Annotated in this window: 11 protein-coding genes; all 11 read right to left on the bottom strand. The window is 59.7% G+C overall.

Translation table 11 applies throughout. The features are described 5' to 3' along the window. Positions 1-11 precede the first annotated feature (11 nt). On the bottom strand, positions 12-2,543 hold the full coding sequence (gene priA / locus F591_RS0105835) for a primosomal protein N' (protein ID WP_019533652.1): 2,532 nt from the start codon (positions 2,541-2,543) through the stop codon (positions 12-14). Between the two features lies 1 nt (position 2,544). Continuing rightward, entirely contained in the window at positions 2,545-3,750 is a 1,206-nt protein-coding gene (gene coaBC / locus F591_RS0105830; protein ID WP_019533651.1) for a bifunctional phosphopantothenoylcysteine decarboxylase/phosphopantothenate--cysteine ligase CoaBC, read from the bottom strand. A 642-nt stretch (positions 3,751-4,392) separates the two neighbouring features. Beyond that, complete coding sequence (gene rpoZ / locus F591_RS0105825; protein WP_026326400.1) at positions 4,393-4,608, bottom strand: DNA-directed RNA polymerase subunit omega; 216 nt, start codon at positions 4,606-4,608, stop codon at positions 4,393-4,395. Between the two features lies 1 nt (position 4,609). Further along, positions 4,610-5,248, bottom strand: a complete 639-nt coding sequence (gene gmk / locus F591_RS0105820; RefSeq protein ID WP_019533649.1) for a guanylate kinase — start codon at positions 5,246-5,248, stop codon at positions 4,610-4,612. Further along, positions 5,238-5,498 (bottom strand): extracellular matrix/biofilm regulator RemA, encoded by a 261-nt coding sequence (gene remA / locus F591_RS0105815; RefSeq protein WP_009672664.1) that lies wholly within the window; start codon positions 5,496-5,498, stop codon positions 5,238-5,240. The genes gmk and remA overlap by 11 nt, the downstream gene beginning before the upstream one ends. 66 nt (positions 5,499-5,564) lie before the next feature. After that, on the bottom strand, positions 5,565-6,443 hold the full coding sequence (locus tag F591_RS0105810) for a YicC/YloC family endoribonuclease (protein ID WP_026326399.1): 879 nt from the start codon (positions 6,441-6,443) through the stop codon (positions 5,565-5,567). A gap of 24 nt (positions 6,444-6,467) precedes the next feature. Next, the gene (locus F591_RS0105805) at positions 6,468-8,375 is read right to left on the bottom strand and encodes a bifunctional homocysteine S-methyltransferase/methylenetetrahydrofolate reductase (protein ID WP_019533647.1); all 1,908 of its coding nucleotides are present in this window, start codon (positions 8,373-8,375) and stop codon (positions 6,468-6,470) included. Positions 8,376-8,406: 31 nt separating this feature from the next. Continuing rightward, complete coding sequence (gene dapF, locus F591_RS0105800; protein WP_019533646.1) at positions 8,407-9,243, bottom strand: diaminopimelate epimerase; 837 nt, start codon at positions 9,241-9,243, stop codon at positions 8,407-8,409. 1,143 nt (positions 9,244-10,386) lie between these two features. Beyond that, complete coding sequence (locus F591_RS0105790; RefSeq protein ID WP_019533644.1) at positions 10,387-12,423, bottom strand: beta-galactosidase; 2,037 nt, start codon at positions 12,421-12,423, stop codon at positions 10,387-10,389. Positions 12,424-12,840: 417 nt separating this feature from the next. After that, on the bottom strand, positions 12,841-14,133 hold the full coding sequence (locus F591_RS0105785) for an ABC transporter substrate-binding protein (protein ID WP_019533643.1): 1,293 nt from the start codon (positions 14,131-14,133) through the stop codon (positions 12,841-12,843). Between the two features lie 55 nt (positions 14,134-14,188). Further along, a complete protein-coding gene (locus F591_RS0105780; RefSeq protein WP_245580987.1) occupies positions 14,189-14,986 on the bottom strand; it encodes a carbohydrate ABC transporter permease in 798 nt (265 codons plus the stop codon). Positions 14,987-15,013 lie beyond the last annotated feature (27 nt).

Here is a 15,013-nt window from a genome sequence, read left to right as displayed (position 1 = left end):
AAAATCGCAGGTTACATCAAAAACTGCGGATCGACGTCGACGCTCACGCGAAGCTTCTTCTCCTTCACCGAGTCGTCCAATACGGCGACCGCCCGGGCGACAAGCCCCGGTACGTCCGCATCTCCCCGATATTTTATCATGCATTGGAATCGATATCTATCTTTGATGCGGCTGATCGGCGAGGCGACCGGACCGAGCACCTCCAGCCGGGACGCGCTGCCGTCTGCAAGCTGTTCGGCCAGCTCCTTCACCCGGCGCGCCAGCGCCTCCCCGGCCCGGATTAACAGCGCCGGCTGCTCATGCGACAAAGTGACGAGCACCAGGCGATGGTAGGGCGGATAATTGTGCAGCTTGCGCAGCTGCAGCTCCTTTCTCATGAAGCCCATATAATCGTGGCGGCTTGCGCAGGCGATGCTGTAGTGCTCGGGAGCGTACGTCTGCACATACACTTCCCCGGGAAGCTGATGGCGTCCGGCGCGGCCCGCCACCTGCGTCAGCAGCTGGAACGTGCGCTCCGCCGCCCGGAAATCGGGCAGATGCAGCACCGAATCGGCAGCCAGCGCGCCGACCAGGGTCACGTGCGGAAAATCGAGTCCTTTGGCAACCATCTGCGTTCCGAGCAGCACGTCGGCCTGCCGGTTGCCGAACTGCGTCAGCCATTTCTCGTGCGAGCCTTTCTCCGACGTCGTATCGACATCCATGCGGATGACCCGGATGCCCGGAAACAGCTTGCCAAGCTCCTCCTCCACGCGCTGGGTGCCGGTGCCGAAGTGGCGGATGTGCTCGCTGCCGCAATCCGGACAGACCGCGGCTTCCCGCTCCGCGTAGCCGCAGTAATGGCAGCGCAGCGCCCGCGACGTCTGATGATACGTCAGCGAAATGTCGCAATGCGGGCACTGCGCCACGTAGCCGCACGTGCGGCACATGACGAACGTGGCGTAGCCGCGGCGGTTCAGCAGCAAAACGATCTGTTCTTTCCTTTGTAACCGTTCTTCGATCGCTTTATACAACGCCCGGCTGAACATGGAGCGGTTGCCGTCCTTCAGCTCTTCCCTCATATCTATGATATTCACTCTGGGCAGCGGCCGACCCTCTACCCGGTTCGACATCGACAGCAGCTCGAACGGCGGCTCCGCCGCTTCGCCTGGCTGCGGCACAGCTTTCGCAGCACCGTGCCGCTGCGCGGCCGCCTCCGGCGTCGCCCTGTAGATGCTCTCCAGCGACGGCGTCGCCGAGCCCAGCACGACGGCCGCCCCGTGATAGCGGCCCCGCGCGATCGCGACATCGCGCGCATGGTACTTCGGGCTTTCCTCCTGCTTATAGGACGATTCGTGCTCCTCGTCGATAATGATCAGGCCGAGCCGCGTGAACGGCGCGAAGATCGCCGAGCGGGCGCCGATGACGACCTGCACCTGGCGGCGGGCGATTTTGCGCCATTCGTCATAGCGCTCGCCGTGCGACAGCCTGCTGTGCAGCACCGCCACCGCTTCTCCGAACCGCCCCTTGAAGCGGTCCACCATCTGCGGCGTCAGCGAAATCTCGGGAACGAGAACGATCGCCTCCCGGCCCCGGTTCAGACAAGCCTGGATCGACTGAAGATATACCTCGGTCTTGCCGCTGCCGGTCACGCCGTGCAGCAGGAAGACGCGGTGCTCCCCCGCCTCGATCCTGGCCTGAATGCGATCGTACACGTCCTGCTGCTCCGGCGTAAGCGGCAGCGGCGACGTCTTCCGGAACGATCGCGAGGCGTAAGGGTCGCGCTGCACCTCGGCCTCCTCGAGCCGCAGCCAGCCCTTGTCGGCCAGGCTCTTGACCGTGCCTGCTCCGACGTTGAGCGCAGCCAGCAGCTCGGCGAGCCTGACCGGCTCGGGGTGCTGCAGCAAATGCTCCAGCACCTCGCGCTGCCTGGCGGAGCGGGTCGGCAAGGCGGCGAGCCCCTCGGCCAGCCGTTCAGGCTCGGACGGAAATACGGTCAACGCCTTCTTTACCGCGACCCGATCCTTCACCATGCGCAGCTCAATGAGCCGCCCTTCCTCCAGCAGCTGCCGGATCGCCACGACGTCGTTCGGAAATGCAGCCGTCAGCGCGTCCAGCTCCACCGATTCCCTCGCTTCCACATAGCGCAAAATATCGCTGTGAACCGGCAGCTCCAGCAGCGATTGGCCAAGGGCTGCCAGCTCCCCGGGAGCGGCCGCGCGAACGCGCCGCTCGTATTTCGCCTTGAGCGCCCCCGGCAACATCGCCTGCAGCGCCGTCAGCTCGCTGCATATATAGCGGCGGCTCATCCAGCGGGCCAGCTCCACCAGCTCGGCCGTCAGCGGCGGCGTCATGTCCAGCACGGCGGTGATCGGCTTCAGCTTGTCGTTTGGCAGCTCGCTCGTCTCCCGCAGCTCGACGATGAAGCCTTGGACCGTGCGCGGCCCGAAGGGCACGAGCGCCCGGCTGCCGACGGCGGCGACGCCGCGCAGCGAAGCGGGAACGGCATAATCGAACGGCCGGTCGGTTGGGCGGGCGGGGACATCGACAATGACTTTGGCGTACATGCTACTCCCTCTCCCGTTCGAGGCGGGACGCCGCAAGCGCCAGCAGACGCTCCGCCACCTCCCGCTTGCTCATCAGGGGAAGCGCCTCGACGAGCCCGTTCGCATCGAAAATGCGGACGATATTCGTATCGATGCCGAAGCCCGCCCCCGGCTCGGTCACGTCGTTGGCGACCAGCAGATCGCAGCGCTTGCGGCGCAGCTTGTCCAGCGCAAACTCTTCCACCCGGTGCGTCTCGGCCGCAAAGCCGATGACGAGCTGCCGTGTCTTGCGCTCGCCGATAGCCTGCAATATATCCGGATTTTTGACGAGCTTTAGCGTCATTTCTTCTTCCGTTTTCTTTATTTTTTGCTCGAACGTCTGCGCAGGGCGGTAATCGGCGACGGCCGCGGCTTTGATGACGATATCCTGCCCGTCCAGCCTATCCAGCACGGCATCCAGCATTTGGGCGGCCGATTCCACCCGCACCGTCCGCACGCCGCCTGGCAGCGGCGCCGTCGCCTTGCCGGTGATCAGCGTCACGTCGGCGCCCATCGCCGCCGCGGCCGCCGCAATCACATAGCCCATCTTGCCGGACGAGTCGTTCGTCAAATAGCGGACGGGATCGATGCGCTCCACCGTCGCGCCGGCCGTCACGAGCACCCGCTTGCCTGCAAGCGGCCGCCCCCCGCGAAAGAAGGCAGCGACGGCCTCCGCGATCTGCTCCGGCTCGGCCAGCCGCCCTTTGCCGACGTAGCCGCAGGCCAACTGCCCGGTTCCCGGCTCGACGAAGCGAACCCCTCTTTCCGCAAGGATTCGCATATTGTGCTGAACGGCGGGATTCGCGTACATGTGCACATTCATGGCGGGCGCGATGAAGATCGGCGCCGTCGTGGCCAGCGCCGTCGTGCTCAGCATGTCGTCGCCGAGCCCCAGCGCGATTTTCGCGATCATGTTGGCCGTCGCCGGGGCGATCAGGAACAGATCGGCCCGATCGGCGAGATCGATATGGGCGACGACCGACGGGTCCTTCTCGTCGAACGTATCGATCGCTACCGGATTCCTCGACAACGTCTGAAACGTCAGCGGCGCGACGAATTTGGCCGCGGACTCCGTCATGATCACCCGCACGTCCGCCCCGGCCTGCGTCAGCTTGCTGCAAAGCGCAGCAGCCTTATATGCGGCGATGCCACCGCAAACTCCAAGTACGATCGTCTTCCCGCTTAGCATCCGATCTCCTCCCTGAACGTTGTCTGTCTCATTCCTCATAGGCATAGCGCCGGTCCCGCAGCCTATTTTCATCTTCAGATGGCGCGGCGCAAGCCTCCCAAGCCGTGTTCTTTTCAACAGCTGCTTCTTCCCGTGCTGCCCATTCCTGTGCTGTTCCTTCCTGCGCTGTCCCTTCCTGCGCCCCTGCCGAAGCTTCCGAACCTCTAACTTCCGAACCTCTAACGCTGATGACAAAAGCTATTTTGCTGAATTGTACCTTTTTTAAAATGTAACGAAACGTAGTAACGCTATTTGGTCAGAAACGCTGAATCGGGTAGCCCAAAATGCCGAAGTAAGGCTGCTCACTTGCGTTAGAGCCAAATCGAGCGTTTCGAGGGAAATAAGCTCTCTGGCTAGCGTTAGCTTAAGGTTTGCCCGGCAAAACAGCCCCCCTAGGCCAGCGAGCATGAAGAGACACTTCACGTTCTCGTTCGAACTTCACGTGGCGGTATACGCCGACAAATTTTCAACACCGAAGGCGACGACCGACGACGAAAGAAATCGTTCGTCATAGGCGTCTCCCTGATCATTAAAGACGAGTCCTTCGGCCAATAATCAGCATCAAAGCTTTGAAAAAAAATAACAACCGCAAAGGGTTGTTTTTTACTTGAGCGTTTCTTTTGACTGCAGCTTCTCGTAGGAGATTTGTCCCTCGTAAATTTCCTCGAGCGAGAGCCCGACGAACTTGTGCGATTTCTGCTGCTTCACTTCGGTCTTGGCGCCGTCGCGCAGCATGCGCGCCCGCTTGGCGGCAGCCACCACCAGCGAATATTTGCTGTCGACTTTATCGAGCAAACGGTCAATGGAAGGATACAACACGTCACTTCACCTCGGCCATCCAATGTTTGATTTTGTTCACCATGCGATCCTTGCGGCAGTGCTCCGCTGCGATGATCGCTTGAATCCGCGAGCACGCCAAGTCAACCTGATCGTTGACGATGGCGTAATCGTAGTGCTCCATCAAGCGGATTTCCTCCATGGCAACGGACATCCGGCTGCGAATGGATTCCTCGGATTCGGTGCCGCGACCTTCAATCCGGTTCTGCAGCTCATTCATGGACGGCGGCAGCAGGAAAATAAACACTCCCTCGGGGAATTTCTGGCGTACCTTGAGAGCGCCCTGCACTTCGATTTCCAAGATGATGTCTTTGCCCTCGGCCAGCGTATCTTCTACGAATTTGCGGGGCGTGCCGTAGAGATTGCCGACGTATTCGGCCCACTCCAGCATCTGATCCTCATCGATCAGCCGCTGGAACTGCTCTCTCGTTTTAAAAAAATAGTTGACCCCGTCCACTTCCCCTTCCCGGGGCGAGCGGGTGGTCGCCGATACCGAATATACAAGCTCCGGCGCCTTGCCGCGCAGCGCTTTGCATACGGTGCCTTTGCCTACTCCGGACGGGCCGGAGAGCACAATCAGAATCCCTCTCTCCGCAGGGGAAACGTATTGATTACTCGTCATGATCATCGTCCTTGTTGGATAATCGGTGTGCTACGGTCTCTGGCTGTACGGCGGACAAGATCACATGATCGCTGTCCGTGATGATCACGGCGCGGGTTCGGCGTCCGTAGGTCGCATCAATCAGCATGTGGCGGTCTCTCGCTTCCTGAATGATCCGCTTGATCGGGGCCGACTCCGGGCTTACGATCGAAATGATGCGGTTGGCGGATACGATGTTGCCGAAACCGATATTGATTAATTTGATCGCCATGTTGGTTCCCCCTGATATCTTTCTTCAACGAAAGAGGAGATTAAAGAAAGTCTTGTCAAAATAAAACTATTCGATATTTTGAATCTGCTCTCTCATTTTCTCCAGCTCTGCCTTCATATCGACGACAAGCGCCGTGAGCTCCGACAAGTTCGCCTTCGAGCCGATCGTGTTCACTTCCCGATTCATCTCTTGCACAAGAAAATCAAGCTTGCGTCCGACCGGCTCCCTGGCGCGCAGCAGCTCTCCGAACTGGATCGAATGGCTGTGCAGCCTTGTTAATTCTTCGTCGATATTGGCGCGGTCCGCGAACAAAGCGATTTCCATAGCCAGCCTTGCTTCGTCCGGATCCGTCTGCAGCAGCTCGCGCACCCGGGCCTTCAGCTTCTCTCCGTATTCCCGGACGGCTCTGCCCGCCAGCTGCGCCGCTGCCAGGCGATACGATTCCAATGAAGCGAGCCTGGACTCTAGATCGTTCTGCAGATTGGCGCCTTCCTTCTCCCGCATGCTGGCAAGCTGGTCAAGCGCATCGTTCACGCAGTCCAGCAGCGCCCGTTCGATCTCCTCCGCGGGCGCCTCCGGCGCCTCCCGAACGGCAGCCACACCCGGAAGCTCCAGCAAATCGCGAGGCGTCAGCGCATCCTCCAGCCCGTAGCGCTCCTTGAGCTTCGCAGCCGCTTCCACGTATGCGTCGGCCAGCCGCCAGTCGATGCCGACAGCCTGCTCGGCCTCCTTCTCCCGCTCGACCGACAAGAAAAGGTCCAGACGTCCGCGCTTGATGCGCTGCATCACCGCTTTCCTCAGCAGGTCCTCGTAGCTTGCCAGCTCCCTCGGCAGCCGAACGACCACCTCGCAATACCGGTGATTGACCGATTTCAGATCGATATGCAGCGCCATGCCTGCTACGGTGCGGGCTGCTTGTCCGAAACCGGTCATGCTTCGCAACATGGCATTCACATCCATTAACCTATTTTAATTGATTTTCCTTGCCGGTACAAGGGGAATGTCACTGCGTCCAGCCTTTTCCCAGACGTAGCGGGTCAGCTCCACGGTCATCTCGTACGCAAGGAACGGGGTCATCAAATAAATGCCGTTAAAATGCTCCATCGCCGCATCCAGCAGCTCCTTGGCGATCTGCACGCCCATGGAGCGGCCTTCCGGCCCGCTGAGCCCCGCCATGCGCTGGCGGACGTCGTCGGACAGCTGAATCCCCGGCACCTCGTTGTGCAAATATTCGGCGTTGTTGCCGCTCGCCAGCGGCATGATGCCCACGAAGATCGGGATATCCAGATGCCGGGTCGCTTCGCGCAGCTTGCCAAACATCTCCGCATCGTAGATCGGCTGGGTCATGATGTAATCCGCGCCGGCCCCGATCTTGCGCTCGAGCCGCTGCACCGCTTTGTCCAAATATTTGACGTTGGGGTTGAACGCAGCCCCGACGATGAAGCCCGCCTTCTTCTTGAGCGGCTTGCCCGAGAACGCGACGCCTTCGTTCAGCTGCTTGATCATGCGGATGATTTCGAAGGACGTCAGGTCGTAGACCGAGCTCGAACCGGGCAGATCGCCGAACCGGGCCGGATCGCCGGTGACGGCCAGCACATGGTCGATGCCGAGCGCATGCAGCCCCATCATATGCGACTGCGTTCCGATCATGTTGCGGTCGCGGCAAGCGATATGAACGAGCGGGCGAATCCCGATCTTCTCCTTGACGAGACTGCCCAGCGCCAGATTGCTCATGCGCGTAACGGCCAAGGAGTTGTCAGCCATCGTCAGCGCGTCGGCGTGCGCTTCCTTGAGCGCTTTGGCCCCCTGCATGAACTTGGCGATATCGAGATCGCGCGGCGGGTCCAGCTCGACGATGACCGTATGGCGCCGCTTGACGAGATCGACGATCGTCGGCTCGGCAGGCGCCGCCGGCGCCTCCTGCTGGCGCACAAGCGCAATGCCCGGCTCCGTCGGCGCGTCGGCTCCCGCTTCCGCTCCGTCCGCGGCCGCGCCCCCCTCGCGAGGAGTATAGCCGGCCAGGGAGCGGGCCATCGCCTCGATATGCTCCGGCGTCGTCCCGCAGCAGCCGCCGATGATCCGCGCCCCGAGATCGGCGAATTTGCGCGCCGTCTCGGCAAAATATTCCGGCGTGGCAGCATACGTATATCTGCCGTCCACATAATCGGGAATGCCGGCGTTCGGGAAAATCGAGAACGGCGGCGCGCCTTCCATGCCGGCAACCTTCTCCAGCGAGCGCAGCAGCGCGTTCGGGCCGCTGCGGCAGTTGAAGCCCACGATGTCCGCGCCGTGATCCATCAGCCTGCGGAACGCCTCTTCCAAGGGAACGCCGTCCTGCGTATTGCCCGTTCCTTCGCTTGCGAACTGGCAAATGACCGGAATGGCGCTGAGTTGGCGAATCGTCTTGAGCGCGATCAGCAGCTCCTCCAAATCGTAGAACGACTCGAGCAGCAGGCCGTCCACCGGCGTATCGAGCAGCACCTCGATCTGCTGTCTAAGATCTTCCTCGACCTTGGCCGTGCGTACATTTTTTCGCTTGCCCGCGCGGATCGAACCGATCGAGCCGACGACGTAAGCGTCGTCGCCGACCGCCTTGCGGGCCAGCTCGACGCCGGCGCGGTTGATCGCCTCGACCTCCTGCTCCAGCCCGTATTTGGACAGCTTCTCGCGGTTGGCCGAGAACGTGTTCGTCTCGATCAGCCGCGCTCCCGCGTCGTAATACCGCCGATGCACGTCGGCGATGACCTCCGGCTTCAGCAAATTCAATTCCTCGTAGGAAATGCCTACGGGAAAGCCCATCTGGTACAAGTAGGTCCCCATCGCGCCGTCGCCTACCAGCACGCGGCCTTTCAATATTTCTCTCAAATCCGGTTTCACGGAAACGTCCCCTACCTTCCCATGATAAACATTATAACGTGCCTTTAAACACGATTTCCGCCGGTCCTGTCATATACACTCTGTTATCGCGCTCGTCCCACTCGATGAACAAGTCGCCGCCCGGCAGCGAAATCGTCGCCGCCCGCTCCGTCTTGCCGTTCAGCACGGAGGCGACCAGCGTCGCGCAGGCGCCTGTCCCGCAGGCCAGCGTCGGGCCGACTCCCCGCTCCCAGACGCGCATGTCGGCATGCCCGCGGCCGCGGACGGTAGCGAACTCGACGTTGACGCGCCGCGGAAACGTCGGATGGTTCTCCAGCTTCGGCCCCCAGACGTGCAGGTCGATTTCGGCGGCGTCCTCCACGAAAATGACGCAGTGCGGATTGCCCATCGACACGGCCGTAAACCGGAATTCGCGGCCGTCCACCTGAATCGGCTGATCGACAACGCGCTCCTTGGCGATCGTCGTCGGCACGGACAGGCCGTCGAGCACCGGCTCGCCCATATCGACGCGAACCGCGCGCACAGCGCCGCCGTCTACGGTCAGCTGCACCTGCTGCGGCCCCGCTCCGATCGTCTCGATCCGCAGCTCGGTCCGCGACGGATCGACCATCCCGTGGTCATATATATATTTGGCGGCACAACGGATGGCGTTGCCGCACTGCTCCGCTTCCGTGCCGTCGGAATTGATAATGCGCATCATATAGTCGGCCTTCTGTGAAGGCAGCAAATAAACGAGCCCGTCGGCGCCGATCCCGAAATGGCGGTCGCACAGCTTCAGCGCAAGGTCGGACGCGTTCGCAGGAAGCTCCGTATCCCCCGCAAAGACGATAAAATCGTTGCCAAGGCCCTGCATTTTCGTAAAATTCATCGTTTCTCTCCCCAAATCGAACCGCTGTTCTTCGTTAGACCCTATCATATCGCAAAAAGCAAGGAATGCATAGCCCTATTAGCTCATCTCCGCCCCTTTCAGCGTCCTTTGAAAAGGAAAGATCGATTGCTTGGCGGCGCGGCGCAATAAATACCACATTTCCCCTTTGATTTCGGCGAAAAGAGAGGGGATCATGCCTTTCGCACAGCACATTTTGGCTCCACAGCATCCGACGACATAAACTTTGCAGCATACCGCCCAAAATATTGCACGGAATGGACACAATGCAGCATCGCTCCGTCACTTTACACCATTTTATGGATTATATTTAATGAAAAGGAATATTATCCATCATCATTGCAAGCCCGCTCTTGTACTGCGCTTCTAAATTTAAGAAAAACCTTGCTTTGGGCAAGGTTTTCGTACAAATCTATACTTTGCTGCGACCGATACTCAAGCAGCGACCCCTGAACTTCGCATTAGCGCGGCCCCTTCCCAGGTGCATAAGGCGACGAATCCTGCAAAAAATACAACATTTTCCGGCCTCTTCGCACCAGAAGAAGGGTAATGTTGTATTTCGTGCAACAATTTGGGCGAAATTGGCCCCAAACCCGGAAACATCGCTCAAAATGTTGCACAAAGTGCAACATTGAGCCGCAAAGAGGGGTTATTCCCCCGTTTTTGTTGTACAAAATACAACATTTGCTATCTTGAAAATAGCGCCGGGCCCGCGCCCCATTTTCATCTTCTGATGGTGCTGCGCGAGCGGCATGGGCGTCTATCTTGAAAATAGCCCCGGGCCCGCAGCTCATTTTCATCTTCTGATGGTGCTGCGCGAGCGGCATGGGCGTCTATCTTGAAAAATTGGACGGAATCCTCCGGCGAATTTTCAGGCACCGCAGGTGACGACCGATGACGGGAATCGCTCGGCATAGGCCCTCTCCCCGCGGAAGCCGTCTCGTATCCGGCGGGATGCCTGTGGCTCCTGTTTCGATCCGCCGATGGGAGCCTGCGGGACCAGGTCCGGCTCGAATTGGGGGCCGCAGCATCGCTCGAAAGCGCACAGCGGGCATAGCGCCCGTTGACCTCCGAGGCCCGGCGCCGGCAATCAACCGGGGATCCTAAGCCGTCTTCCCTCGCCAATCACTCCGGGTCGGCCGCCCGGGCCAAAATCATTACGCCCCGCCCGGGAATCTTGACCTTCCCGGACACGTCCCGGCCAGTAAGGAGATCCCGCTGCCGGGGACCGATATCCACCGCCGTTTCGTCGGCATTGTGGTTTAACACAAACAGGAAGGAGCTGCCGTCCTTCACGCGCTCCGCGGTCTCGATCCCGGCGGGCGCATTCAGCAGCGGCTCCACCCCCTGCTCCTCGCACACATTGGCGAGAAAGCCTTGAAGAAACGCGGCGTCCGGACTGCTGGCCACATAATAGGCCCGCCCCTGGCCGAAGCGGTTCCTTGTCAGCACGGGACTCCCCTCGTAGTAATCGGCGCCGTATTCGGCGAGAACCTCTGCCGTTTCCGCATGGATGATGTCGCACAGTATTCCGCAAGGATAGCTCCCGTGCAGGGGGCCCCAATTCTCCTTCATCACGATCTCGTTATGCTGGCCCGGCAGAAGCGCATCGATCTCCTCCGCCCAGATGCCCAGCACCTTGCGCAGCTCGCCCGGGTAGCCTCCGAGCGTAACCAGATCGTTCTCGTTCACGATGCCGCTGAAGAAGGTGGTCACGAACGTTCCCCCCTGGGCCACGAACCGCTCTACCCGCTGCGCGAAGCCCGGCTTCAGCATGTACATCACCGGCGCCACAACAACCTTGTACCGGCTCAAATCTTCCTCGACGCCGATGACGTCGGTCTGAATGTTCAATTGATACAAGGCGTCGTAATATTTATGCACTTCATCGACATAATTCAGAGCGATGGACGGCCCGCTTGACAATTCCACTCCCCAGCGGTTTTCCCAATCGTACATAACCGCCGCCCGGGCCCTGGAGCGGGAATCCAGCAGCCGGCCGCCCAGCTGCTGCAGCTCCTTGCCGAGCTCGGCGCACTCGCGGAAGACCCGGGTAAACTCATGGCCCGCATGCTCGATGACGGCGCCGTGAAACTTCTCGCAGGCGCCGACGGAGCGGCGCAGCTGGAAGAACATGACCGTATCCGCACCGCGCGCCACCGCCTGATAGCTCCACAGCCTCATCACGCCCGGACGCTTCGCCGCATTGTAGGGCTGCCAGTTCTGCACGCTCGGCGTCTGCTCCATCAGCATGAACGGCTGTCCGTGCTTGAGGCCGCGCATCAAATCATGAGCCATCGCCGTGAAGCTGACCGGCGTATCCATGGCGGGATAGTTGTCCCAGGAGACAACGTCCATCTCCCGGGCCCATTTGAAATAATCCAGCTGCGGATAGAAGCCCATCAGATTCGTCGTTACCGGAATGCCCGGCGCATGCTTCTTGATCTCATCCCGCTCCAGCTTGTAGCATTCCAGCAGGCTGTCCGATTGAAAGCGGCGGTAATCCAGCGAGATGCCCTGAAAATTGGTGCGATTGCCGTTCCATTCCTCGCTCAAGGCGTTCGGAGCCACGATCTCCTCCCAATCGTAGAAGGTATGGCTCCAGAAGGCCGTGTTCCAGGCGGCATTCAGCTTCTCCAGCGTGCCGTAGCGCCGCCTCAGCCACACCCGGAACTGCCGCTCGCAGTTGTCGCAATAGCAGTAGCCTCCATATTCATTAGACACATGCCACGCCGCGAGCTGCGGATAATCCTTGTAGCGCTCCGCCAGCTTGCCGGCCAAGAGTCGAGCGTATTTTCGGTACGTCGGGCTGTTCGGACAGGAATTGTGGCGCCCGCCGAATTTGCGCTTGCGTCCCTCGTAGTCGACGCGGAGCACATCGGGGTATTTGCGGGCCATCCAGGCCGGATGCGCGCCGGTGCCCGTTGCCAGACAGACGAACATGTTCTCCTCGGCCAGCCGGCTTAAAATATCATCCAGCCAGGCGAAATCGTAGCTCTCCTCGTCCCGCTGGATTTTCGCCCAGGAGAATACGTTGACCGTCGCCACATCGATGCCGGCCAGCTTGAACATCCGCATATCTTCCTCCATCGTTGCCTTGTCCCACTGCTCCGGGTTATAATCTCCGCCATACCATATTTTAGGAAGTTTCCCGTTAATCATCTCGATTCCTCCATCCAAATAGACGCTGATAACGATCGAATCCTTCGGCCATCGGCCGCCAACTCCGCTTGCTGAAATTTAGCTGCTCATGCACGCTCGCAGCCGCTTCAATGAGCTTCGCCAGCTACAGCGACCCAGAGCGATTCAGGGCGATCCCCGGCATTTACCGACGCGCGGGCCGCGTTGCACCGGCGAACAGGCGGACTCTCCGGCGCTTTTCGAGCGATCTTGGCGATGACACCCGCAGTTTTGAGGCCACGTAACGGCAAGGCGCGCTGATCTCCGGCGCTTTTCGATCCATCTTGGCGATGACGCCCGCAGCTTTGAGGCCACGTAACGGCAAGGCGCGCTGATCTCCGACGCTTTTCAAGCAGGAGACAGCGCGCCTTGTTCACTGCGCAGACCGGGAATGAGCCGTTATTTTTTCAGGCTGTCCCAGGAGGCCTGCATATCTTCAAGCATTTTCTTGACGTCGGATTTGCCCGCGAAGTACGCCTGCATCGAGCCGGCGAATTCCTGCGCCACGCCGTCTGGGAACTTGGCGGAATGCTTCTCCAGCACTTTGCCGACTTTGACAAACTCGCTGACGGAAGCGCCCAGGTCGCCCATATCCTCCGGCGTCGATTCGATCGATGTCAAGGCCGGGATAAACTTGAATTTTTTCACGATATACTCTTTCCCGATATCCGAGGTGACGAACCAGTTCAGGAAAACTTTGGCCTCTTCCTTCACCGGCGAATCTTTGTGGACGACGAGGTTTGACGGCACGCCTACGTTCAGCTTGTCGTTCTCCTCCGCATTGTCGCCAAGCGGCATCGGCAGGAAGCCAAGGTTCAGATCCGGATTGATGGCGTCGATCTCCGTCTGGGCCCAGTTGCCGTTTTGCATCATCGCCGCTTTTCCCGTCGCCAGCAAGGAAATTCCCGTGTTGTAGTCGGTGGTCAGCGGGTTTTTGTTGCCGTGATCCAGCGTCAGCTTCATCAGCTTCGCCCATTCTTCAAAATATTTGTTGCCGACAAACGTCGCCGTTCCTTCATTCAAGCCTTTAATAAAGGCGTCGGGATCGTCCTGCAGCGCGAACGCCGGGTTGATGCCCTGGTTGCCGAGCAGCCACCATTCCTGATAGGCGTTGGCAAACGGCGTGACGCCGATCGCCTCCAGCTTTTTCGCTGCTTCCTCCAGCTGGGAATACGTTTTGGGCAGCTCCGTAATGCCCGCTTGCGCGAACAGGTCTTTGTTATAAATGTAGCCCCAGCCTTCGAGGTTCATCGGCATGCCGTACACTTTGCCGTCCTTGGTCATCGGCTTTTTGGCCATGTCCACCAGATCGGCTACCCACGGCTGATCGGACAAATCCTCAAGCCGGTCGAACCACATTTCCATCTCCGCATATCCGCCGTTGGAGAAAATATCGGGCGCATCGCCGGAGGCGAATTTCGTCTTCAAAGCGGCGCCGTAGTCAGCGCCCCCGCCCACAGTCTGAATATCCAGCTTGATGCCCGGATGCTCCTTCTCAAAGGCTACCTTCAGCTCGTTCAGGCCGTCGACGATTTCCGTTTTGAACTGGAAGATGGTGACGGTCTTCACTTCGCCCGAATCCGGGCTGCTTGCGCCGTTTCCTGCCTCCGGCTTGTCTCCGCATCCGGCCAGCGCAAGCGAAGCCGCCAGCGGCGCGATGAGCGATAGCTTCCATTTGTTCTTGTTGTTCATGTCGTTGCCCCCTTAACCTGATGATTTATTATGATGTTTCATAACATCCTCGGTATCAACCTTTGACGGACCCGGCCGCCACGCCCTCGACAATATAGCGCTGCAAACACAGGAAGAAGATGATGATCGGCAATATGCCGAGCACGAGCGCCGGCAGCGCCAGGTCCCACTGTTTGGAATACTGCCCGAAGAAAGCGAACGTCGCCAGCGGAATCGTCCGCAGCTCGGGACTTTGCAAAATCAGCGACGGCAGCAAATAGTCGTTCCAGATCCACAGGCAGTTCAGGATGATGACGGTGACCATCATCGGCCTTAGCATGGGCAGGATAATTCTCGTAAATACGCCGAAGGAGCTTGCGCCGTCCACCGTAGCCGCTTCTTCGATCTCCATCGGGATCGATTTGACAAAGCCGTGGAAGAGAAACACCGACAGCGGGATGCCGAGCCCCATATAGGCGAGAATCAGACCGGCCATGCTGTTGTTGATGCCGAGCCCGTTGATCACCTTGAGCAGCGGGATCATAATCGACTGGAACGGGATGACCATGGCCGAGACCATCATCATGAACACGATCCGGTTGAAGCGCGTATCCGCCCGCACCAGCCGGTAAGCGGCCATCGCGCTGAGCAGGGCGATCAGCAGATTGCTGACGACCGTAACGATCAAGGAATTGGTGAAGGCTTCAGGGAATCGCGTCATCTCCCATGCCCTGGCGTAGTTGCTCCAGTTGAACCGGCTCGGCCAGTCGGCTGCGTTCACCATAATATCGCCGAGCGTCTTAAGCGAGTTGACCAGCAGGAAGTAAAAAGGCGACAGGAACAGCAGCGCCACTGCGACGATGACCGCCTGCATGACGACGGCCGCAGCCGATGCGGAGGC

This window comes from Paenibacillus ginsengihumi DSM 21568 (genome assembly GCF_000380965.1).
In the GTDB taxonomy this organism is placed as follows: domain Bacteria; phylum Bacillota; class Bacilli; order Paenibacillales; family NBRC-103111; genus Paenibacillus_G; species Paenibacillus_G ginsengihumi.
The sequence above is the reverse complement of the archived record's forward strand: the minus strand, read 5'-3'. Positions and strand labels throughout refer to the sequence as shown.